Raw genomic sequence first — 22061 nt, forward strand, 5'->3', positions numbered from 1 at the left:
CTTAGCGCTTGAGGACATTGGTTTCTGCTGACTGACACTGTTCTGCGGCAAGCCATAAAGCTGTAGGCCGTGGTCCTGGGTCCCTCTGTGCAGGACTCCCGAATTCCTCTGGGATGCTCCTTCATGCCAAGTGAAATGACTCGCGTCGCGCTGACTTCTACGAGGCGCGAAAAGGACATGTCAGGATGAGGCCATGACACACCTCGACGAACATGAATTTGAAACCATCCAGATCGATCAGCATGGGCCCCTGGCAGTTCTGTCGGTCAGCCGTCCCAAAGCGCTGAATGCGCTGAGTGCCGAAACGTTCGGTGAGATCAGCGAAGCCATCGATCTGATCATGGACAATGCCGAAATCGGTGCGCTGATCGTGACCGGAGCAGGGGATAAAGCGTTTGTGGCAGGTGCTGACATCACCGAGCTCGCTGCCCTGGACGGCGTTTACGCTGGGCGTGAGGCTTCGCTGGCAGGTCAGGACGTTATGCATCAGCTCAGCAGCCTGCCTATTCCTGTCATCGCGGCCATCAACGGCTACGCGCTCGGCGGCGGGCTGGAACTGGCTCTGGCCTGCGATATCCGGGTGGCGTCTTCCGGGGCGCGTCTGGGCCTGCCCGAGGTCACCCTGGGCCTCCTCCCAGGCTACGGTGGGACCCAGCGCCTCTCGCGCCTGATTGGCGTTGGGCGTGCACTGGACCTCATGCTCACCGCACGTCAGGTGAGCGCCGAGGAAGCGTTGCAGCTGGGACTGGTCAACTATGTGGCTGACAATGCGCTGAGCAAAGCCCGTGAGATTGCCGAAACCATGTTGCGCCACGGCCCTATTGCGCTGTCTCTGGTCAAGGAAGCCGTGCGCCGGGGTATGGATACCAGCCTGGAAGGCGGACTGGAAATAGAGGCCGACCTGTTTGGTATGGCGATGTCCACCGAGGACTTCAAAGAAGGGACTGCCGCCTTCCTGGGCAAGCGCCGCCCGGAGTTCAAAGGTGAGTGACGAAGAGCGCACTCCGCTGGAAGGTGGCCAGAAGTTCCGGCTCAGCGTAGAAGACGGGAACGTAAGCGACGTTGGCCTACAGGCCGACGCAGCAGCTCCTAAAGTCGATCACGGGGAACGCGTGGTCGAATACTCCACACCGCGCGCCAAGCTCATTGAGGAAGCCAGTCAGGCAATCCGAACGGACCTCAGGGCCTATCCGCGTGCGATGGCCGCCTTCGAGGCCCTGCACAATGACCCCGAGGCCCTTGCGCACTGGGACATGGCAAATTACATCACCATGCGGAAGTTGGGATACAACGACCACGGCCGCGTTCATGCCTTTATCACCGGCGCCGCCAGCCTGGCGATCACCGAGTTGCTGCTGGAAGGTGGTGTCAAACCTGATCTGATGGACTCGGGAATCGGTGACGCTGATGACGTCCATCTGGTGGTCATTCTGGGCACGATGCTGCACGACATCGGCAATCAGATTCACCGCGTTGCGCACGAGGAGCATGGTGTGCGGCTGGCCATGCCGATTATCGACCGGATCATGGGGCCGCTCTACCCTGATCCTTTCAGGCGTACCAAAGTTCGCTCGTTCATCCTGAGCTGTATTAATTGCCACGACCTGAACCCCGCGCCGCTGACTATCGAGGGCGGAATCACCGCAGTGGCCGATGGTACCGACATCACCAAGGGCCGTGGGCGCAAGGCTTTCTCGCTGGGCAGTGTCGATATTCACAGCATCAGTGCCTTGGCCGTGGACGAAGTCGTGATTGAGCGTGGGAAGAATAAGCCAGTGCTGATCAACGTGACCATGAACAACTCAGGTGGGATCTTTCAGGTCGAAGAGATTCTGGCACCGAAGGTGATCCGTACACCGTTACGTCCTTTTGTTGAACTGCGGGCCAGCATGCGTGCAGCAGGCGAAGAACAGATTCTGTCGCGGGTTCGTCTGGAGGGCGACGCCTTTGTTATGGACCTTGACAGCGGTGAGCAGGTCGCTGTGGAAATCATGGACAGTCAGAAAAAGACTCAGGAAGCCATTATCGATAACCTGGGAATCGGGAACGACAGCCGCTGAAAATAGAGTAACTTGAGTATGTAAGAAGGCCAGAACATCCTGTAGGGCAAGGCCAGATAGGGCTGTTTGGTCCTTCTGGGTGACACCACAAGGCTGTTGGACAGCGGCGAACAAGCTCACCCGTTTGGGAGTTCACTTGACGCTTGGAAACTGGCTGCTCAGACGAAGCTCGAGGCAGGACACATCTATGGTGTCAGAAGGGTACGGTCACTTTGGTTCTCCGCGTGCCGCCAGTGGGGGAGCCTGAGACAACCGCCTGTTGGATAGGGAACTGGCCGGATAGAGAAGGTGGACCGGCAGGCTTGTTGGACCAGTCAAAGCCAGCCGTTGAACCTGCTTGGCAAGCCTAATGTGGTTGTGTGACCACAACGCCTCTGCTATAGCTGACTTGATCCAGCGGCGTTGACCACAGTCACGATGAAACTGACACAGATGAAGAGCAATTGCTGCCGGCGGGGACTATACTTGACCGTCTATGACCAAGCCCCGCCCCACCATGACACAACGCGGCTATGACAAGCTGAAAGAAACGCTGGACCATCTGAAGACCACCCGGCGCGAGCAGATCAGTGAATATATGGGTCAGGCCATCGCCGACGGTGACCTGCGGGAGAGCGCTGCCTACGACGAGGCGCGCATGCAGCAGAGCGAGAACGAAGCCCGTATCGCGGATATCGAGTACCAGCTCGAGCACGCGCTGATCATTGCGGAAGATAGCGCTGGCGGCGCGGGTCTGGGCGCCAGAATCCGTGTCAAGGACGACAAAGGGAAAGAGCACCAGTTTGAGCTGGTAGGTACCTACGAAGTTGACATCCTGAAAGGCAAAATTAGCGATGCCAGCCCTATTGGCAAAGCCCTGGCCGGCAAGCACGCAGGCGAAACTGTCAATGTGCAGTTGCCTAAAGGAACCTCCCGCTTCGAAATTCTTGCCGTCGAATACGACTGAGAGCGAGCAGAGATGAAAGGGGCAGGCGGAATTCACCGCTGCCTCTTTTTTTTACGGTATGAGCCCGGCGGAAACCTCGCACAAAGGACGAGCGCACCTCCAGTGGCTCCAATCATGCGGTCCAGAACAGTGACCTGTTTCCCGGCTCCAGCAGAACCATGAGGCTGTTCTGCCGAAACGACGTGGCGGGTGGCAGGGGGACAACATCCCTGTCTTCCTGTGACTTGCAGTGGCGGCTATGCCGGCGCGGCGCCGCAAGGAAAGAAGAGCAGCCACTCTGTAAGGCCAGCGAGACGCACCGGCGCCCAGGTCCTCTTCAGGAAACGCTTATTCCGGCTCTTTGAGGCTTGGCCTACTCGCGACGGCGGAAAAATAGTGCGAGCAGAAACAGGGCGGTGTTGACCAGCACGATCGTGGCGCCCGGCGCAGTATTCATGAAGTAGCTCAGGTAAAGGCCGGTGATGCCTCCAACAACGCCCAGCAGCGCAGCCGTCAGGATCATTTTCTTCAGGTTCCGGGCCAGCAGGCGCGCGGTAGCGCTTGAGGTGATCAGCAGGCTTACGCTGAGGGTGGTGCCGACCAGTTGTACAGTCAGGACCACCACCAGTCCAATCAGAATCAGCAGCAGGCTTTCCAGGGGCCGTACCGGCAAGCCGATGGCACGCGCTTCCGTGGGATCGAAACTGGCAAGCAGCAGTTCCTTCTGGATAGCAGTCAGCAACCCGCCCACCAGCGCCGTAACGAGCAGGGCGCTCCACAGGTCTGTTGGCGTCACGCCCAGTGGATTGCCGATCAGGAAATTGCTCAGGTCGGTGGTAAAGCTCGGCGCGCGTGAGAGCATGACTATGCCCAGCGCGAACATTCCGACAAACACGATGCCAATGGCACTGTCCTGTTTCAGCCCGCTGCGCTGACTGACCAGTCCGATCCCCAGTGCTGTAAGTACGGCGGCAATCAGAGCTCCGACCAGCAGATTTCCCTTCATCAGAAAGGCGGCCACGATTCCTGGGAACACCGCGTGACTCATGGCATCCCCGATGTAACTCAGTCCACGCAACACCACCCATGCGCCCACCAATGCACACAGCACACTGACCAGCACCACGGCTGCCAGCGCACGCTGGAAGAAATCAAATTGCAACGGATCGGTCAGCCAGTCCATGTTCAGGCTTCCGCGTGGGTATGACCCAGATGACTGGTGCTGAAGGTCGCCTCGATGTTCGCCGGAGTGTAGACCTGCTCGGGTGTGCCGTCGGCAATGATGCGGCGGTTGATCAGCAGCAGATGATCACACCAGCGGCGCGCCTGCTCCAGGTCGTGGGTCACCATGACGACAGCCCGGCCTCGCTGCGCCTGCGTTTTGAGCAGAGCCATCAGCTGTTCCTGGGTGGCACTGTCAACCCCGGTCAGGGGTTCATCCAGCAGCAGCAGATGGCCCTGGCGCGCAAGCATACGGGCCAGCAGCACACGCTGACGCTGCCCCCCCGAAAGCGCGCCGATATGCCGTGCGCGCAGCTCGTAGACTCCGGTCTCCTTCAGGGCGTCTTCGACCAGCTGCCGGTCCCGCTTCGACGGCCAGCGGAGCCAGCCCAGCCGTCCGGTGCGGCCCATCATGGCCACGTCCCATACGGTAACCGGAAAGCCCCAGTCCAGCGTCTGCTGCTGCGGGACATAGGAGATGCACTGACGCGCAGAATGGCCTTCGTCAAAAGCCACGCGGCCTTCGGTGCCGGGCAGGAGACCCACCAGCGTTTTGAGCAGCGTGCTTTTGCCGGCGCCGTTTGGCCCGATGATGGCGCTGAAGGAGCCTGCCTCGAAGCGCACCGTCGCGTCCTGCAGGGCGACGTGCGATCCGTAGCGGACGGTGAGGTTCTGCACGCCTAGCACCCGCGAAGCATACCTGCCTTGAAGTGATATTGCGAGTGCGAAATCAACAAAGACAGGTGCCTTGCGACAACAGGGGACGTTGCGCGGGCACGAAAGGTTGTCTGCTCCTGCCTGAGCAAGCCCGGAGAGTCCTTGCAGTTGGTAGTGCCGCCCACAATCAGTGACTTCGTGCCCTCAGGGTCAGACGCAGCGGCCGGAGCATCTGCTCCGGCCGCCATGAAACCTCTCTTCAGATCAGGCTGAGTTCGCTGCCAGCGTCCAGGTGGGCCAGATGCTCGGGCAGGTTGCCGGGGTTGTCCATCACGATCTGCTCGGCCTTGTAACTGCTGCGTACCAGGGGACCGGAAACCACTTCCATAAAGCCCAGCCCCATGCCTTCCTCGCGGATCTCGTCGAACTCGGCAGGGGAGACGTAGCGCTCCACCGGCAGGTGATGCATGGTCGGGCGCAGGTACTGGCCGAAGGTCAGCACGTCCACGCCTGCTGCGCGGCAGTCCCGCATGGCCTCGCTGATTTCCTCGCGGGTTTCGCCCAGCCCCAGCATGATGCTGGTTTTGGTGATCACGTCTGGTCGTGCCTGCTTGGCGTGAGCCAGCACGGCCAGCGTCTGGTCGTAGTTGGCACGGATGTCACGTACGGGGTGGGTCAGGCGGCGCACCGTTTCCAGGTTCTGGGCGTAGGTGTCCACACCGCTGTCCAGCACCAGGTCCACGCAGTGGGTATTCCCACCGAAGTCGGGTGTCAGTGCCTCGACCCGTGTGCCTGGATTCAATCGCTTGATTGCCTGTACGGTCTTGGCGAAGTGGTACGCGCCGCCGTCCGGCAGGTCGTCGCGGTCCACGCTGGTCAGTACGACGTATTTGAGCCCCATCAGCTGAACGCTCTGGGCCACACCCTGCGGCTCGTCCAGGTCCAGCCTGCCCATGGGGTTACCGGTGTCCACTGCGCAGAAGCGGCAGGCGCGGGTGCAGATATGGCCCATCAGCATGAAGGTGGCGGTGCCCCTCGACCAGCATTCGCCGATATTCGGGCACATTGCTTCCTCACACACAGTGTGCAGGCGGTGTTCCTTGACGATCTTGCGAACTTCGCCGTATACCTGCCCCGTGGGAATGGTGACCTTGAGCCACTCGGGCTTCTTTTCGCGTACCGGCACACTGTCTTTACGGTAGATGCCGTTCTTGATGAACTTCGGTTCTTGCTGAGTCATAACTTAACTCCCCGCCCCGGCGGGTGCCGGCAGGCTCCAATCATACGTCTGGAAGGTGCGCACAAAAGCGTCCGCGAGCGCTTCCTTGGCATCTTTAATCTCAATGGTGCTGTTCCGGCCGCGCAGATCATATTCGCGCTGCACGCTGGTCATCTGGGTATCGGTCAGGCCACAGGGCACGATCAGATTGAAGTGGTCCAGATTGGTGGTGACGTTCAGGCCAATGCCGTGCAGTGCGACGTGTTGTTTGACCGCCACTCCAATGCTGCAGATCTTCTGGTGACGCTCCAGCCCATTGACTTCGCGGTCTTGCAGATACACACCCGCGTAGCCTGGGTTGGGCCGGGCGTCGGGGAGTCCCAGCGTGCCCAGGGCTTCCACCACGCTCTGCTCAAGCAGCCTCAGAAAGTCACGAACGCGTCGCCCAACTGGGAAAATCGCGTAGGCGACCAGCTGGCCGGGGCCGTGATAGGTTACGTCACCGCCGCGTTCGACCTCGAAGACGTCAATACTCTGGGCGGCCAGATACTCGCGGGTCACCACGATGTTCTCGCCCTCCCGGGCCTTGCGCCCCAAGGTCAGCACTGGCGGATGCTCGACGAGCAGCAGCGTCGGCCGGCCACCACCCGCGACACGAGCATGGTGCTGCTTTTGCAGATCCCAGGCTGCGCGGTAGGGCATAACCCCCAGATCCAGAATGTCGAAATCCGCTCGCGTCACGTGGGCGATTGTACGCCCCCGGGCGCGCATTTCACCGTGCTGCCAGAGCGGTTTGAGGCTTGATTGACCACGCGCTGTGGTGAATCTGCGTGTCTGCGCTGGTAGACGCCGTCCATTTGGTATGGACAGGCTGAATGACAGATGGCGGTGCCGGTCCAGGCCGGTACCCTGACTCATGCCAGAACTTGTTGTGCCCTCGCAGCGGTACAAGGAGAGCTTCATCGAAGCTGTCAGGGAAGCGCAGATGATGGCCAGTGGCCTGGGAGACACACTGGGGCGGAGTGCACCTGGGCTGGAAGCCGATTTCACCATGTTTCTTGCTGAATTGCGGCGGTACGAGCCTGGTCAGAGGTTGCCGGAAGGGTTTGTGCACTCCGAGGCCCTCTGGCTTGTTGACGGCGAAAATTATCTGGGCCGGGTCAGCCTGCGCCATACCCTGAACGAGCGTCTGCGGACCTTTGGTGGTCACATCGGATATGAGATACGGCCCTCAGCACGGCGCCAGGGATATGGCACGCTGATTTTGCGGCTGACCCTGAACCGGGCGCGTGAGCTGGGCCTGGACCGCGTGCTGGTGACCTGCGACGTGGACAACAGCGGCTCGCGCAGAGTGATCGAGGCTAACGGAGGCGTGCTGGAAGGCGAGTTTCAGTTGGATTTTTATGACAAGCCCATCTACCGGTACTGGATTCAGCTCTGACGGTCACTCTGAGCGCCGCGCAGGTTCTCGCTCTTGTCCTGAGCGGCCCTGGCCAGCCGATCAAGCGCGTCAGCCTGCGTACAGGGATCTCCTCCGGTTTCCGGCACACTGTCCACCACCGCCTCCCCGATCCGGGTCAGGGCGTTGAGCTGTCCCGGCGGAGTTTCATCAAGCTGGGTAATGCGCGTCACAAGCTGTTCACCGACTTCTCCCAGAGCCAGGACTTCGTCCTCGGCACTGAATTGCTTCAGGCTCTGCACGCGCTGCTGGTGTTCGGCGCTGACGCGTTCGAGCGCGCCGAGCTGCTCCAGGGTATCGGCCTGGACCTGCGCCGCCTCAATAATGGTGTTCAGGGCCTGGACCTGCTCGCGGACGCGCTGGTGTACCCGTTTTAACCGCTGCACGTTGAGCTCCTGCACGGGCGTGTGTGTCACGTCGTCCAGTGCCTGACGCAGCAGTTCGTCCAGGGCCTGGGCCGCCGTGATCTGTTCCTCACTGCGGTCCACAATGTCCTGCAGGGCCTGAAGGTGCCCGTCACGCTGATCCAGCGGCGCACTCAGCGGCAGCGTGCGAAGCTGCTCGGTGGTCAGGCTCACGACCTGACGCAGCGCGTCGGTGGCCGACAGTCCTTCGCGGCCTGTGCGGATAATCTCTTCAAGGGTACTGCTCTGGGCCCAGCCGGCAGCGCCGACGTGCTCCCGCGCCCGCACCTCCGACAGCCGGCGACGCTGCACCGAGTTGCTGTGCTCCAGGCCAGCCAGCAACTCGTCGCGTTTTTCAATCAGTTCTGACACGCAGATCATGCTGCCGCATGGTGACCTGCGACACCGTGACCTGAAGTGCCTGATTCGAATGCTTGCCGTACCGGGCAGACCCACGTATACTCTCAAGGTTGCAGCCTCCCCGGTTCCCGGGGCCCATGCAGGTGTTAAGAACGCCCCCCTCCGGGGACACCGGAGTTTCGTGGAGCGGTCCGCTGACCAAAGGAGATCCTATGCAGAGCACCGTTAAAGTCAACCGTGGCGCCATTCTCCGCGCCGTTGAGCAGCCCCACATCAAGACCGACGCACCTGACTTCCGCCCCGGAGACACCATCCGCGTGGAAACCAAGGTCGTGGAAGGCAACCGCACCCGCAATCAGGCCTTCGAAGGCGTCGTTATTGCCATCAACGGCAGCGGCAGCCGCAAGAGCTTCACCGTGCGCAAGATCTCCTTCGGTGAAGGCGTCGAGCGTGTGTTCCCCTTCAGCACCCCCCTGATTGCCAAGGTCACCGTGCTGGAGCGCGGCAAGGTTCGCCGCGCCAAGCTGTACTACCTGCGCGACCTGCGCGGTAAGGCAGCCCGCATCAAGAACGACCGCAGCCGCGTGATGAAAGACGCCGCGCGTGCCCAGCAGGAGAAGGCCGCAGCTCAGGCTGCCGCTGATGCGCCCGCTGCCGACGCTGCTCCCGAAACCCAGGGCGAATAAGTTTTACCTTCTCCCGGACCGTCTGCCCCAGAGGCAGGCGGTTTTTCGTTGATATTCCCTGATGTGGCCGGGCTGGTCGTCTCTGGGCTGGCACGGTAACCGCTCCTGGGCAGGAGGGAAGGCCGGCGTGCTGACGGTCAGGCTCCACAAGTTATCGCTCCGGATGCATATTGAGCCATCCTGCAGACATACAGTGCGCTTCAGGGATTCCACCGTCGTCAGGGCGACAGACGAGGCGCTCTGGACGGAGCATCACATACGGGAATCCCTCAACTGCTCTGGCCCTGCTCGCAACCGTGCGGGCAGACTGGTAGCCTGCCGCGCATGACTGCCCGCACGCCTGTTTCCTTTCCTGCCGGACGCCCGCTGCTGCTGGCCTTTGACCTGGACGGTACTCTGATTCCCGACGCCGGACGTGAGGTTCCGGCCGACACCGTCAGTGCTCTGGCCCGTTTGCGCGCTCTGGATGTCAGGCTGGCCATCATCACCGGGCGCGACACTCCGCCGGGTGCAGTACGTTCAGCAGTGCAGCCGGATGCGGTCGCCACCAACAATGGAGGCCGGATCGAATTGGACGGTGCCCTTCACATCGAGGTCCGCTTCACTCCGGAAGACCTGGAAGCTGTGCTGGCCCATGAGCTTCAGGACGCGCGGATGGTGTTGTTTACTGCCGATGGCCTGTACGTGGATGTGCCGGAAGGCTCAGAGCCAGAAGCCTGGATGGTGGCCCGTTCCTACCGGCCGGTTTCGGAAGCGCCGCGCGAAGGCATTCTGAAAGTCGGCTTCTATCATCCCGAGGTCGCTGGCCTGGCCGGTCGTTTGCGCCAGAGCCACCCTCATCTGGTGCTGACAGGCGCGCAACCACCGTACCCTCAGTTTCTGACCGTCACGCCTGAGGGGGCCCATAAGGGCGCAGCGCTGACGCTGATTGCCGACGCGCTGGGGGTGCCGCACAACCACACCGTGGCCTTCGGTGACAGCGACAACGACGAGGCCATGCTGGAAGTGGCTGGCTACGCGGTGCAGGTGGGGACGCTGCCCCTGTTGGCCCGTCACGCTCATGTCCAGATCCCGCGGCATGAGGACCTGGGTGCCTACCTGCACGACCTGGCCAGTCAGCTGGAAGCCACGCGGGCTGGCTGAAGAGCCCGGCTGTACACCGCCTGCCCATGATCCAGGTGCAGGTGGTGGGTCAGGCCGGGGGGTGCGTCGGACGCACGGTGGGCGACCACCATGACATGTGTGCCCTTCGCTGCCAGGTCTGGCAGCAGGGCCAGGAAGGCGGTACGGCTGGAGGCGTCGAGGAAGTCCAGACCCTCGTCCAGGATCAGCAGCCTGGGCCCATGCACCACAGCGCGCGCCAGCAGCAGGCGCCGGAGCTGCCCCTGCGAGAGCGTCTCTGTGTGGCGGCTGAGCAGCCCGGTCACTCCCAGCTGTGCGGCCAGGGCTTCTACCTGGGCTTCCTGGGCGGGGCTCAGCAGCTCACTGAAGCCCTCGGTGCCTGCAAAGGCGCTCCCGATCAGGTCCCTTCCGGTCCACTCACGACGCTGGCGCATTCCCAGTTCGGCGCTGACCAGCCCCACGCTGCGTCGGCGTTCGGTCAGCAGGTCGCGCGTCAGGAAGGGCCGGGTGACCTGCCCGCCCAGCGCGGCGTGGAACTCGCCGGCAATCAGGCGGGCCAGGGTGCTTTTTCCACTTCCGTTCTCGCCAGTGACCAGCCAGTGCTGCCCGGTGTTCCAGCTCCAGGACAGTGGCCCCAGGGCAAGGTGACCGTTGCGGTAGACCTCCGCGTGGTCAAGCTGCACCAGGGGGGCGCTACCCGGCGGACGGGGCAGGGTTGGAGCCAGGCTGGTCTCAGCGCTGGTGGCGGGCTCGTCCACGATCCGCCCCCCTTGGACATGCACGCTGCGCCAGGACAACTCGGGGGCCTCTTCAGGGCGGTGAGTGGCCAGGACGATCGCCACCCCCGCCTTATGCACGTTTGTGAGCACCTCACTCAGCCCAGCGCGCGCTCCTTCACTCAGGCCATCGGTAAATTCATCCAGCAGCAGCAGTTCCGGCGCCGCCATCAGCGCGCGGGCCAGAATTGCCCGGCGGCGCTGCCCGTGACTCAGGGTCCGGAAATCGCGGGTCAGCAATGAGGTCAGGCCGGTCAGCACACTCACTTCTTCCAGCCGCTGCAACGCTTCTGGCCGCGCGTCCCACAGGTTAAGCAACTCGCCTTCAAAGCCGGAAAGCAGCACATCCTGAACCGTCTGGGCCCAGTCTCGCGTCAGATAGAAGGCCTCGGCATCTGGCCCGACGACCCCCAGCGTCTGACGCGCCTGCACGGCCGAGTGCTGAACGCCACCCCGCAGGCCATAGGTTCTGAGTCCCTCGACTGGAGCAACCTGGCCGGCGAGCAGGCGCAACAGTGTCGTTTTGCCCCCACCATTTGGTCCCCACAGACGCAGCGCTTCCCCCCGCTGTACCTGAAGCGTCACGTCAGACAGCAGGGTGTCGCCGCCTGCCCGGACAGTCACTGCATGGAGGTCTACCAAGGGCCGCATCAGCCGAGTCTAGAGCCTGAATCATATGGCGCATGGCGGCTGCGCAGAGGTGTGCTTCCCTTGTCAGATGTCGCGTACCCTGCACCTTGTCAAGCATGGCCAGCCGCACATCCTGTCTGGCGTCCCAGCGCATGAGTGGCAGCTGGCCGAAGGCGCGCTGGGTGGACTGCCCGGACTGATCTCACGCCTGCGCCCCCGTCCGGAGGTGGTCGTCTCCAGCGAGGAACCCAAGGCGGTTTCCACGGCACAGGCCCTGGCCACCGAACTGGGCGTACCGCACCGCCGCATGCTTGGGCTGCATGAGCAGCTGCGTTATACCGTACCCCTGTATCCGGAACCTGCGGACTTTCAAGCCGCCCTGGACCGGTTTTTTGATCACCCTGCCCAGGTGATGTTCGGAGAGGAAAGTGCTGATGATGCCCGGCGCCGTTTTGCCAACGCCGTAGGGGCCGTAATGAGCCGGCAGACAGGGGATTCAGTGGCCATCGTCGCGCACGGTACCGTGATCAGTCTGCTGGTGGCCCATGCCGGGGACCTGGACCCAAAACCGCTCTGGAGGCACCTGAACTTGTTGGATGTCCTGACACTCGAATGGCCAGCACTGCAGCTACGGGAACCTTTGTCCTGAGCCCGGCGTACCGGTTTGCAGGAGGATCAATCTATGGGACTGACGATATTTGTGATTGTGGCCGTATTGCTGGTCATAGTCACGCTGCTGGCCGGGGTCAAGAGTGTGCCGCAGGGGTTTGAGTGGACCCAGGAACGCTTCGGAAAGTTCCAGCGCAGCCTCAAGCCGGGGTTGAACCTGATCATTCCCTACATCGACCGCATCGGGCGGCGGGTCAACATGATGGAGCAGGTGCTGGACGTGCCCAGCCAGGAAGTCATCACCAAGGACAACGCGCTGGTCACAGTGGACGGCGTCGTGTTTTATCAGGTGCTTGACGCCGCCAAGGCCAGTTATGAGGTGGGCAACCTGCAACAGGCGGTCCTGAACCTCACCATGACCAACATCCGGACCGTGATGGGCAGCATGGACCTCGACGAACTGCTGTCCAACCGCGACCAGATCAATGCGCGCCTGCTGGCCGTGGTGGACGAGGCCACGGAGCCGTGGGGCGTCAAGGTCACCCGCATCGAGGTCAAGGACATCAAGCCGCCCGCCGATCTGGTGGCCAGCATGGCCCGCCAGATGAAGGCCGAGCGCGAGAAGCGTGCCAACATTCTGGACGCCGAAGGCTTCCGTCAGGCGGCCATCCTGAAGGCCGAAGGCGAGAAGCAGGCCGAGATCCTCAACGCCGAGGGTCAGCGTCAGGCTGCCTTCCTTCAGTCCGAAGCCCGCGAGCGTCAGGCGCAGGCCGAGGCCGAAGCCACCCGGATGGTGTCCGAGGCTATCGCCGCCGGGAATGTGCAGGCCATCAACTACTTCATCGCCCAGCGTTACGTGGACGCCCTGAAGGACGTTGCGACCGCACCGAACCAGAAGACCCTGATTCTGCCCATTGAGGCGACCAGTGTCCTGGGCAGCCTGGCGGGCATAGCGGAAGTCGCCAAGGAAGCTTTCGGGAACAAAGGCTGAGGTGAGACATGGACTGGCTTCCCACTCTTGAGCGCATCCAGTCGTGGCACTGGTGGGTGCTGGGCGCTCTGCTCCTGATTCTGGAAGTGTTCGCGCCGGGTGTGTTCTTTGTCTGGCTGGCCATGGCCGCTTTTATGCTGGGCCTGCTGGTGTTTGTGCTGCCACTCCCGGTGACCCTGCAACTGCTCCTGTTTGCTCTTCTAAGCGTGGTGGCGGTCCTGATCGGCCGGCGGTATGTCAACCGTCTGATTCTTGGGGGTGACGAAGGCGAGAGCATGAACCGTGGTGCAAGCCGGCTTGTGGGCCGCACTGTGGTGGTCACTTCAGCTATCCGTAACGGGGTTGGCCGGGTTCGCGTCGGTGACAGTGACTGGCGGGCCACCGGCCCGGATGTTCCCGAGGGCGCCAATGTCCTGATCGTCAGTGCTGAAGGAACGACCCTTCACGTCCGTGAGATCAACGGCACCTGGGTCTAGCGAAGGAAATAACGAGGGAAGCGCCAGCTGACACTTGCTGGCGCTGCCCTCTTTGACCTGCGGTTAACTTGTCCGGGGATAAAGCCATCGGCGCAGGGCGCGTGACAGTAGCGGCAGCACCGGCCAGTTCAGAAACAGCGTGGCCAGGAAAGCGGACGGCACAATGGCTGCCCACCAGGGCCAGTGACTGGTCAAAAAACCCGTCAGCCACGTGAACAGCAGGATGAGGGGATAGACACCTGCAAACCCGACCAGCACGTTCTTCCAGAGCGGCGGCGCCGGAGTGCTGGCAGGACGATCAAACCACGCTTCCAGTCCACTGGCTTCCCGGTAATGAACCTCGGACGCTGTGAAGTGGGGCAGCTCACGCAGAGCGGCCTGATATGCAGGGGAGTGTCGCCAGCTTTCCAGCGCCTGCTGCGAGGTGAACCGCAGCAGGGTGATGTATTCGGGAAAGGGACCGCTGCGGTCCCGCAGCACGTTGAGCCCCACAAACCCTGGATGCTCGGCCAGCAGATCATGTACTTCCCGGGCCCAGGCCTCGTACCCTTCCACCTGTGAGTGCTGGACCCTCTCGGTGATCACCAGCGTCACGCCCTGCGGAGTGGCGTCGGAGGGAGAAGGCACAGTCATCTGTGCCTGGTGAGCCGGGATATTCGGAGGGATGGCGTCAGGGGAAGGACTCATGTGCCTGGGCAGGGTAGCGCAGCGGCGTGTTCTGCAAGCCAGATGCAGAAAAAAAGTCCCTCCACAAGGGAGGGACCACTGGGAAAACTTTGGATTCAGCGCTTGCTGAACTGAGGTGCGCGGCGGGCCTTCTTGAGGCCGTACTTCTTGCGCTCGACTTCGCGGGGATCGCGGGTCAGGAGGCCCTTGGGCTTCATCTGGGCGCGGAAGTCAGGGTTGACCTTCAGCAGTGCGCGGGCGATGCCCAGCTTGATTGCGTCGGCCTGTCCGGTGGGGCCGCCACCGTTGACGGTGATCACGGCGTCATACCGGCCAGCAGTGCCGGTTTCACGGAACGCCTGCAGGGCGTGCACGGCGCGCAGCAGACCACGGAAGTAGGTCTGGAACTCTTTGCCGTTGACGATGATCTTGCCTTCGCCAGGGCGCAGGAACACGCGCGCCACGGCGGACTTACGGCGGCCGGTGCCGTAGAACTGTTCAGGTTGCTGAATCGCCATTATCTAACCTCGAGCGTCTGGGGCTTCTGGGCGGTGTGGGGGTGGGTCTCGCCGGCATACACCTTCAGGCGGTTGTGCATGGAGCGGCCCTGGCGGCCCTTAGGCAGCATGCCGAACACAGCGTGCTCAATGACGCGCTCGGGGTGCTTGGCCAGTGCTTCGCGGGCGGTTTCGGTCCTGAGGCCGCCCTGGTAGCCGGTGTAACGGGTGTAGACCTTGCCGTCGAGCTTGTTGCCGGTCAGGGCGACTTTCTCGGCGTTCAGCACAACCACGAAGTCGCCCTGAATCAGGTTGGGCGTGAAGTCGGGGCGGTGCTTGCCGCGGATGCGGCTGGCGATCAGTGTGGCGAGGCGGCCCAGGGGCACGCCGGCTGCGTCCACGACGACCCAGTTCTGCTCATCGTTTTTGGGGATGTAGGTTTTCACCGTAAAGCTCCGTATGCGTGGGGGATTTGGCTGCGACATGCCCCAGCCTGTGGGGGATAAGGACCGTGCATGTCCGGGTGCCTCCCGGTCGCCGCGCGCCCTACCAAGCGCGAGACACTAAAGGCAAGGGTACCAGATGTGCCCCCACCTGGGCAAGTTGTGGCTGCGGATGTGATGCTGGATCAGGGTGCTGCGCGCAAGACACGCGCAATGGTGTCCACATTGAAGCGCAGGGCTCCCAGAAAGGTTGCCCCTGCGCTGCCTTTGGCTCCGAGCGCGTCGGTGTACAGGGCAGGGGCAATCCGCGCGCCTGTTTCCCGGGCCAGCGTCTGTGCCAGGCGGGTATTGACCGACTGTTCCGTGAAGATCACCCAGGCTCCGCTCTTGCGTACGGTCTGAACCAGTCGGGCAAGTTCCTGTGCACTCGGCTCGCGCTCGGTACCCTGGCCCGGCATGACGGTGCCGACCACGGTCAGTCCGTAGCGCTCGGCGAGATATCCCAGACTCTCGTGGTTGGTCACGAAGCGGCGCTTCGCAGCTGGCAGAGACGCGAACTGCTTTTTGGCATAGGCGTCGGCGGCGGAAAGCTGCTTGAGGTACGCTGCGCTGTTTTTCGCATACACGGCCTTGCCGGCTGGATCCAGTGCGGTCAGGGCTTTCTGGACGTTGCGCACGTACCCGGCAGCCAGTGACGGGTCCCACCAGGCATGGGGGTCCAGAGCGCCATGGTCATCGTGACCGGCAGTTTCTTCCTCATGCCCAGCCTCGTGCAGCTTCAGGCCCTGGGTCAGGGTGATCAGCTGTGCCTTGGGAACAGCGGCGCGCAGCTTGGGCAACCAGGGCTCAAGGCCGGCGCCATTGGCGAACAGGGCGCGGCTCTGGGCCAGGCTGCGGATCACGCCGGTAGATGGCTGGAAGGTATGACTGTCGCTGCCTGGCTGCACAATCACGTTGACCTGCACGCGGTCGCCGCCAACGACCCGTACAAAGTCACCCATGATGCTGGTGGTCGCGCTGACCTTCAGCGGCGCAGCGCTGGCAGTACCGGCGAGCATCAGCATGAACATCAGACTGCGTGTCATACCAGCTCCACGTTCTTGTACACACCGCGCGTCAGGTTCCTCAGGGCGTGGGCACTGAGCCATACAGTCTTGAGCTGCCCGGATTCACGGACGGTCTTTTTCTGCAGGTTGGCCTTCTGGGTGCGCCTGGTAATGCCAGTGGTCTTGCGGCCCACGCCACCCTGCGCGCGGGCCTTACCGCGGCGGGTCACGCTGTTGACGACAAGATTTTTCTTTCCGGTGAGATAACATTCACGGCTCATTGGGCCTCCTGAAGCACAAATTAGGGAGCAGCAGGCAGAACCTGCATCTTCTGAGAATAATATATCAATATCTATTGCGGTGAATCTTGAAGGAGATAGGCCCGGTCGAGGGGAGGGCTCTCATCGTGGGGGCAGCGCTTCCAGGGGCTTGTCAATTACACTGGCTCGCATGATCCAGACCACCCCACCAGAGTGGTACAAGAGTGCCGTCTTCTATGAGCTGTCTGTCCGGACCTTCGCTGATGGAAATGGTGATGGCAAGGGCGATTTCCCGGGGCTGACGAGCAAGCTCGACTACCTCAAGAATCTTGGGGTGGACTGCCTGTGGCTGCTGCCCTGGTATCCCAGTCCGCTCAGAGACGACGGCTACGATGTGGCCGATTACGTGGATATCCACCCCGACCTCGGAACCCTGGAAGATTTCAAGGTTTTTTTGCGTGAAGCGCATGCCCGCGGGCTGCGGGTCATCGGCGATCTGGTCACCAACCACACTTCCAGCGACCATCCCTGGTTCCAGGCGGCCCGCCGCGGCCCGACGCTGCCGGACGGCTCACCGAACGAGTTCTACAACTATTACGTCTGGAGTGACACCGGCGAGGAATACCCCGGTGCGCGCATCATCTTTACCGATACGGAAACCAGCAACTGGACCTTTGACGAGCAGACCGGGCAGTACTACTGGCACCGCTTCTTTTCCAGCCAGCCGGATCTTAACTTCGACAATCCCGCAGTGGTTGAAGAACTTCTGGCTGCCGCCCGCTTCTGGCTGGATCTGGGCGTGGATGGGTTCCGGGTGGACGCTGTGCCCTACCTGATCGAGCGGGAAGGGACCAACTGCGAGAATCTGCCAGAAACCCACGCCATCCTCAAAAAGATGCGCCAGCTGGTCGACCAGGACTACCCTGGGCGCCTGCTGCTGGCTGAGGCCAACCAGTGGCCTGAAGAAGTGGTGGAATACTTCGGCAGCGAGACCGATCCGGAATTCCATATGTGTTTCAACTTTCCGGTGATGCCGCGCCTCTACATGAGCCTCAAGCGGGAAGACACGAGCAGCATCCGCGACATCATGGACCGACTGCCGGCCATTCCGAGCTTCGGACAGTGGGCGACCTTTCTGCGCAACCACGATGAACTGACGCTGGAGATGGTCACCGACGACGAACGTGCCTTTATGTACGCCTCGTACGCGCCTGATCCCCGCATGCGGATCAATGTGGGCATTCGCCGGCGTCTTGCACCCCTGCTGGACAATGACCGACGGCGCATCGAACTGCTGAACAGTGTCCTGCTGGCGCTTCCAGGCAGCCCGATCCTGTACTACGGCGACGAGATCGGCATGGGCGACGACCTGAGCCTGGCCGACCGCAATGGTGTACGCACACCCATGCAGTGGAATTCCAGCCTCAGCGGTGGTTTCTCGAGTGCCAGCCCCGAACACTGTTTTTACCCACCTATTGAGGATCCGGTGTATGGGTTTCACCGTGTGAATGTTCAGAGCCAGGAGCAAGATCCAAGCAGCCTGCTGAAATGGACTGCCCGTCAGCTTGAGATGCGCCGTCAGCATCCGGCTTTTGCCTACGGAGAACTGAACTTTGTGGACAGTGACAACCCGGCGATCCTGGCGTTCACCCGGACTACACCTGATGAGACCCTGCTCATCGTGAGTAACTTTGCTGCCAACGCTCAGGCCTGCACCCTTGACCTCTCGGCGCATCACAGGCGCACACCGGTCACCTTGTCCGGAGGCAGCCACCTGCCGCCTGTTCAGGATGAGCGCTATCCGCTGGTCATGGGCAAGTACGACTATTACTGGCTGCGCCTGAACTGACGGCAAGCCCAGATTGCTTTATGCGGGCTGCCGGCTTAGGCCCGGACAGGTCTTAAGATTCGGTAGGGAGCCGATTTTTCAGTTTCTCTGGGATGGTGCATCATGGGATCATGAGTGACCGGCAATACGGGCGTCCGTCCCGCGTGATCATGGAGTGGGACGAGGTGGAGACAGACACTGAACACCCGACTCCAGCCGCTGCAGAGGCCACTCCTGCCGCCCAGAGGATTGCCTCGCCAGAGCCTGCTGCAGCAGGTGGCTCGAAAGATGCAGAAAACAAAGGGGCCGGCTCTTCGTTGCTGAAAAATATTTTCAAGGGTTTGCGGCGCACAGACAAATAGCACAGATACATAGGTGCCCGGCAAACGAGCACATTTGCGGAGCGGCTTTGACCGCTCCGTTGCCATTCCCCGACCAGTATTGGGCGAGGCAGAGTCAGCGCCCTGTTGGATTGACCGAGTTAGGTGTGGCCCCTTCCTTTCCGTAATGCTGCCGAACGCGCCAGACCCGTGCTGTGGAAGCCCAGGCCTGGCAGTGCAAAGATCTGAGTTGTCCTGGCTCGCTACAACATCACACGCGGATGGTGACGCGGGCGCCGTCGTCTTCCAGGTGGACAGTGTCGATGAACCGGACGACCCGCGTCGCATAGCCCATCACCAGGGTATGGGTGCGCGCCCCTCCACCGAAGCGCCGTACCCCGTTCAACAATTCACCGTACGTAATGCCCGTTGCGCTGAACACGATCTGCTGCCCAGGAGCCAGTTCATCGGTGCGGTATACCCGGTTTTCGTCAACGCCCATGGTCCGGAACCGCTCGCGCATCGCGTCATCTTCAGGGATAAAGCGGCCCTGGATTTCAGCGCCCAGACATTTGCAGGCTGCAGCGCTCAATACGCCTTCAGGAGCTCCGCCCGAGCCCATCAAGGCATGAACGCCGGTGCCGCGCACGGCCACGGCCAGTCCTGCCACGACGTCACCGTCGCCGATCAGCTTGACGCGCGCTCCGGTGGCACGGACCCGCCGGATCAGTTCCGCATGCCGCTCACGGTCGAGGATGGTCACCAGCAGGTCTTCCACGTCACGGTCCAGCGACTGGGCCAACGCTGCCAGATTGGCCTCAACCGGCCATTCCAGATGCACCCGGCCAGCCGCAGGCGGCGGCACGATCAGTTTTTCCATGTAGCAGTCCGGCGCGTGCATCAGGCCGCCACGCTCACTGAGGGCAATCACGGCCAGCCCGTTCGGGAGCCCCTTGGCCGTCACGCTGGTCCCTTCCACCGGGTCGACGGCGATGTCCACTTCGTAACGTCCGGTGCCCAGCTCCTCGCCGATGTACAGCATGGGCGCCTCGTCCATCTCGCCCTCACCGATCACCACCCGTCCCCGGATGTTCAGCGTATTCAGCAGCGCGCGCATGGCCTCGGTACCGGCGCCGTCCACGGCATTCTTGTCTCCCATGCCGACCCAGCGGCTGGCCGCCAGTGCTGCGCCCTCGGTGACCCGCGCCGTTTCGAGCACCAGTGCATGCTCGAAACTCTGCTCCTGTGCTCCGCTGTCCTGCCTTTTAACCATCATGTCCTGAACCTAACACGCGTTCAGCGGGTAGACCGCTCCGGGAGCGCTTCCAATAGGTGTCAGGCAATCAGCGCACAGGAAATCCCGCGCCGATTCCCAGAGGCAGGTTCAAAGGATGCAGACTTACCGCAATATGCCCAGCAGCACCAGCAGGCCCCACAGCACCACCGGGATGGCCAGCGTTGCAGCGGTCAGTTTGCCCAGGCGCCACCAGTCGTTCAGGAACTCGCGCATGTGGTCTACGGTAGCAGGGCGACTCAGGCAGGGTGTCCCGAAAACCTTTGGCCTGTCTTGTGGGGCGGGCGTGAGGTCAGGGTCGGCTGCTTAAACTGCAGACATGACCCAGAGCCCACTTGCCGGACAGCCTGCGCCCTCGTCCCTGCTGACCAATATTCCGCGTCTTGTGTCTCATTACTACGAAACCCGTCCCAACGTCCACGACCCGCTGCAGCGCGTCAGTTTTGGCACCAGCGGGCACCGCGGCACCAGCCTGGGCGCAACGTTCAACGAAGCTCATATCCTGGCCATTACCCAGGCGGTCTGTGAGTACCGCGCCTCAGCCGGTATTCAGGGCCCTCTTTACATGGGCCTGGACACCCACGCGCTTTCAGAACCTGCCTGGATGAGTGCGCTGCAGGTGCTGGCTGCAAACGGAGTGCGTGCCCATGTCCAGCCGGGTTTTTTTACGCCCACGCCGCTGGTCAGCCACGCGATCCTCGAATACAACCGCTCCGGCCAGGCGGACAGGGCCGACGGCATCGTGATCACGCCCAGCCACAACCCACCCCAGGATGGCGGTTTCAAATACAACCCCCCCAGCGGAGGCCCCGCCGATACCGACGTGACAAAGGTTATTCAGGCCCGCGCCAACGCCATCCTGGAAAACGAGATGCGGGATGTGCACCGCCTCAGCCTGGAAGACGCCATGAACGCCCTGGTCCCCTTTGATTTCGTGACCCCGTATGTGGAGGCTCTGCCGCAGGTGGTGGACCTGGACGCGATCCGCCACAGCGGCGTGCGGCTGGGCGTGGACCCGCTGGGCGGCAGCAGCCTACCGGTGTGGCAGGCCATCGCGGCGCGCCACAACCTGAACCTGACCATCGTGAATAAAAAGGTCGACCCTCAGTTTGCGTTTATGAGCGTGGACAGGGACGGCAAGATCCGCATGGACTGCTCGAGTCCTTACGCTATGGCCAGCCTGCTGCGCCTGAAAGACGATTTCGACGTGGCAGTCGGCAATGATCCCGATGCTGACCGTCATGGAATCGTGACCCCGGATGGGCTGATGAATCCCAATCATTACCTCGCCGTCATGATCGACTACCTGTTCCAGAACCGGCCGGGATGGAGTGCAGACGCGGCGATCGGCAAGACACTGGTCAGCAGCGCCCTGATCGACCGGGTGGGCGCAGGCATCGGGCGGCGTGTGCTGGAAGTTCCGGTGGGCTTCAAATACTTTGTGGAGGGTCTGCTGGACGGCTCGCTGGGTTTCGGCGGCGAAGAGTCCGCTGGTGCCAGCTTCCTGCGGATGGATGGCCGCGCCTGGAGCACCGACAAGGACGGCATCATTCCTGGTCTACTGGCTGCCGAGATCACCGCCAAAACCGGTCAGACTCCCTCTCAGCGGTTTGCGGAGCTCAGCGCCCGGTACGGCACAACCGCCTACGACCGCCAGGACGCGCCTGCCACCTCGGATCAGAAGAAGATCCTGGCCGCCCTGTCGCCCGAGCAGGTGACCGCCACCACGCTGGCCGGTGACCCCATCACGGCCCGGCTGACCCGCGCTCCCGGCAACAATGAAGCTATTGGAGGCCTGAAGGTCACCACTGAGAACGCCTGGTTTGCCGCCCGGCCCAGCGGCACCGAGGACGTCTACAAGATCTATGCCGAGAGCTTCAAGGGTAGCGACCATCTGCAGCAGGTCATGGCTGAAGCGCGCGAAGTGGTCAGCGCGGCACTGGCCCAGTGAGCCCGGAGGGGAAGAGGGGGAGAGAGGTGCCTTTCCCTGGACCTTCAGCAAGTGCTTATAGTTGGGCCCGTGAAGGTCCCCCCAGGCTCCAAGCCCCCAGTCCCTGAAATCAATCTGGAGTTCGGTGAGACCCCTCCTGCCGCGCCCGATCCCAGCCTGAC

General features: G+C 62.2%; 24 protein-coding genes. 12 read left to right on the forward strand and 12 right to left on the reverse strand.

The window, feature by feature from the left end; translation table 11 throughout:
- The first annotated feature begins 193 nt into the window (after nt 1-193).
- The 3 genes from DEIDE_RS04165 to DEIDE_RS04175 all read left to right on the forward strand — a co-directional run bounded on the left by DEIDE_RS04165 (nt 194) and on the right by DEIDE_RS04175 (nt 3006).
- Nucleotides 194-991, forward strand: a complete 798-nt coding sequence (locus tag DEIDE_RS04165; protein ID WP_012692696.1) for an enoyl-CoA hydratase/isomerase family protein — start codon at nt 194-196, stop codon at nt 989-991.
- Nucleotides 984-2060: a phosphohydrolase gene (locus DEIDE_RS04170; protein ID WP_012692697.1), complete on the forward strand. Its 1077-nt coding sequence runs from the start codon at nt 984-986 to the stop codon at nt 2058-2060. Before DEIDE_RS04165 ends, DEIDE_RS04170 begins: the two co-directional genes overlap by 8 nt.
- 475 nt (nt 2061-2535) lie before the next feature.
- On the forward strand, nt 2536-3006 hold the full coding sequence (locus DEIDE_RS04175; RefSeq protein ID WP_012692698.1) for a transcription elongation factor GreA: 471 nt from the start codon (nt 2536-2538) through the stop codon (nt 3004-3006).
- Between the two features lie 352 nt (nt 3007-3358).
- On the opposite strand, the gene DEIDE_RS04180 is transcribed toward DEIDE_RS04175, so the two are convergent.
- From DEIDE_RS04180 to lipB, 4 genes are all read right to left on the reverse strand, one after another.
- Nucleotides 3359-4168: a metal ABC transporter permease gene (locus DEIDE_RS04180; RefSeq protein ID WP_012692699.1), complete on the reverse strand. Its 810-nt coding sequence runs from the start codon at nt 4166-4168 to the stop codon at nt 3359-3361.
- Nucleotides 4169-4170: 2 nt separating this feature from the next.
- Nucleotides 4171-4893, reverse strand: a complete 723-nt coding sequence (locus tag DEIDE_RS04185) for a metal ABC transporter ATP-binding protein (RefSeq protein WP_012692700.1) — start codon at nt 4891-4893, stop codon at nt 4171-4173.
- A gap of 229 nt (nt 4894-5122) precedes the next feature.
- Nucleotides 5123-6103 (reverse strand): lipoyl synthase, encoded by a 981-nt coding sequence (gene lipA, locus DEIDE_RS04190; protein ID WP_012692701.1) that lies wholly within the window; start codon nt 6101-6103, stop codon nt 5123-5125.
- Between the two features lie 3 nt (nt 6104-6106).
- Nucleotides 6107-6823, reverse strand: coding sequence for a lipoyl(octanoyl) transferase LipB (gene lipB / locus DEIDE_RS04195; protein WP_012692702.1), 717 nt, complete (start codon nt 6821-6823; stop codon nt 6107-6109).
- Nucleotides 6824-6998: 175 nt separating this feature from the next.
- Here lipB and DEIDE_RS04200 point away from each other — a divergent pair, with 175 nt between their 5' ends.
- Nucleotides 6999-7523 (forward strand): GNAT family N-acetyltransferase, encoded by a 525-nt coding sequence (locus DEIDE_RS04200; protein WP_012692703.1) that lies wholly within the window; start codon nt 6999-7001, stop codon nt 7521-7523.
- Here the strand turns inward: DEIDE_RS04200 and DEIDE_RS04205 are convergent.
- Nucleotides 7514-8326 carry a hypothetical protein gene (locus DEIDE_RS04205; protein ID WP_012692704.1) on the reverse strand — a complete coding sequence of 271 codons (813 nt, stop codon included), beginning with the start codon at nt 8324-8326 and terminating at the stop codon, nt 7514-7516. The genes DEIDE_RS04200 and DEIDE_RS04205 overlap by 10 nt on opposite strands.
- Before the next feature lie 191 nt (nt 8327-8517).
- Here DEIDE_RS04205 and rplS point away from each other — a divergent pair, with 191 nt between their 5' ends.
- Nucleotides 8518-8991: a 50S ribosomal protein L19 gene (rplS, locus tag DEIDE_RS04210; RefSeq protein ID WP_012692705.1), complete on the forward strand. Its 474-nt coding sequence runs from the start codon at nt 8518-8520 to the stop codon at nt 8989-8991.
- 324 nt (nt 8992-9315) lie between these two features.
- Nucleotides 9316-10134 carry an HAD-IIB family hydrolase gene (locus DEIDE_RS04215; protein ID WP_012692706.1) on the forward strand — a complete coding sequence of 273 codons (819 nt, stop codon included), beginning with the start codon at nt 9316-9318 and terminating at the stop codon, nt 10132-10134.
- Here the strand turns inward: DEIDE_RS04215 and DEIDE_RS04220 are convergent.
- Nucleotides 10107-11540: an ATP-binding cassette domain-containing protein gene (locus DEIDE_RS04220; protein ID WP_012692707.1), complete on the reverse strand. Its 1434-nt coding sequence runs from the start codon at nt 11538-11540 to the stop codon at nt 10107-10109. The genes DEIDE_RS04215 and DEIDE_RS04220 overlap by 28 nt on opposite strands.
- 67 nt (nt 11541-11607) lie before the next feature.
- On the opposite strand from DEIDE_RS04220, the gene DEIDE_RS04225 reads away from it, so the two are divergent.
- The 3 genes from DEIDE_RS04225 to DEIDE_RS04235 are packed head-to-tail and all read left to right on the forward strand — an operon-like array spanning nt 11608 to nt 13595.
- Nucleotides 11608-12168, forward strand: a complete 561-nt coding sequence (locus DEIDE_RS04225) for a histidine phosphatase family protein (protein ID WP_041227078.1) — start codon at nt 11608-11610, stop codon at nt 12166-12168.
- 33 nt (nt 12169-12201) lie between these two features.
- Nucleotides 12202-13119: an SPFH domain-containing protein gene (locus DEIDE_RS04230; RefSeq protein ID WP_012692709.1), complete on the forward strand. Its 918-nt coding sequence runs from the start codon at nt 12202-12204 to the stop codon at nt 13117-13119.
- An 8-nt stretch (nt 13120-13127) separates the two neighbouring features.
- The gene (locus DEIDE_RS04235) at nt 13128-13595 is read left to right on the forward strand and encodes an NfeD family protein (RefSeq protein WP_012692710.1); all 468 of its coding nucleotides are present in this window, start codon (nt 13128-13130) and stop codon (nt 13593-13595) included.
- Between the two features lie 63 nt (nt 13596-13658).
- Here the strand turns inward: DEIDE_RS04235 and DEIDE_RS04240 are convergent, their stop codons facing one another.
- The 5 genes from DEIDE_RS04240 to rpmB all read right to left on the reverse strand — a co-directional run bounded on the left by DEIDE_RS04240 (nt 13659) and on the right by rpmB (nt 16528).
- Nucleotides 13659-14282: an antibiotic biosynthesis monooxygenase gene (locus DEIDE_RS04240; protein WP_242402949.1), complete on the reverse strand. Its 624-nt coding sequence runs from the start codon at nt 14280-14282 to the stop codon at nt 13659-13661.
- 95 nt (nt 14283-14377) lie between these two features.
- Nucleotides 14378-14779: a 30S ribosomal protein S9 gene (gene rpsI / locus DEIDE_RS04245; protein ID WP_012692712.1), complete on the reverse strand. Its 402-nt coding sequence runs from the start codon at nt 14777-14779 to the stop codon at nt 14378-14380.
- Nucleotides 14779-15204, reverse strand: a complete 426-nt coding sequence (gene rplM / locus DEIDE_RS04250; protein ID WP_012692713.1) for a 50S ribosomal protein L13 — start codon at nt 15202-15204, stop codon at nt 14779-14781. The genes rpsI and rplM overlap by 1 nt, the downstream gene beginning before the upstream one ends.
- Before the next feature lie 182 nt (nt 15205-15386).
- Nucleotides 15387-16286, reverse strand: coding sequence for a metal ABC transporter solute-binding protein, Zn/Mn family (locus tag DEIDE_RS04255; RefSeq protein WP_012692714.1), 900 nt, complete (start codon nt 16284-16286; stop codon nt 15387-15389).
- Nucleotides 16283-16528, reverse strand: coding sequence for a 50S ribosomal protein L28 (rpmB, locus tag DEIDE_RS04260; protein ID WP_012692715.1), 246 nt, complete (start codon nt 16526-16528; stop codon nt 16283-16285). The genes DEIDE_RS04255 and rpmB overlap by 4 nt, the downstream gene beginning before the upstream one ends.
- Before the next feature lie 169 nt (nt 16529-16697).
- Between rpmB and treS the strand changes: the two genes are divergently transcribed.
- Together treS and DEIDE_RS04270 are read left to right on the forward strand one after the other, a co-directional pair.
- Nucleotides 16698-18356 carry a maltose alpha-D-glucosyltransferase gene (gene treS / locus DEIDE_RS04265; RefSeq protein ID WP_012692716.1) on the forward strand — a complete coding sequence of 553 codons (1659 nt, stop codon included), beginning with the start codon at nt 16698-16700 and terminating at the stop codon, nt 18354-18356.
- 110 nt (nt 18357-18466) lie between these two features.
- Nucleotides 18467-18697: a hypothetical protein gene (locus DEIDE_RS04270; protein WP_162485397.1), complete on the forward strand. Its 231-nt coding sequence runs from the start codon at nt 18467-18469 to the stop codon at nt 18695-18697.
- Nucleotides 18698-18926: 229 nt separating this feature from the next.
- On the opposite strand, the gene glpX is transcribed toward DEIDE_RS04270, so the two are convergent.
- Nucleotides 18927-19931 (reverse strand): class II fructose-bisphosphatase, encoded by a 1005-nt coding sequence (glpX, locus tag DEIDE_RS04275; protein ID WP_012692717.1) that lies wholly within the window; start codon nt 19929-19931, stop codon nt 18927-18929.
- A gap of 337 nt (nt 19932-20268) precedes the next feature.
- On the opposite strand from glpX, the gene pgm reads away from it, so the two are divergent.
- Nucleotides 20269-21900, forward strand: a complete 1632-nt coding sequence (gene pgm / locus DEIDE_RS04280; protein WP_012692718.1) for a phosphoglucomutase (alpha-D-glucose-1,6-bisphosphate-dependent) — start codon at nt 20269-20271, stop codon at nt 21898-21900.
- The last annotated feature ends 161 nt before the right edge of the window (nt 21901-22061 follow it).

Source organism: Deinococcus deserti VCD115 (assembly GCF_000020685.1).
In the GTDB taxonomy this organism is placed as follows: Bacteria; Deinococcota; Deinococci; order Deinococcales; family Deinococcaceae; genus Deinococcus; species Deinococcus deserti.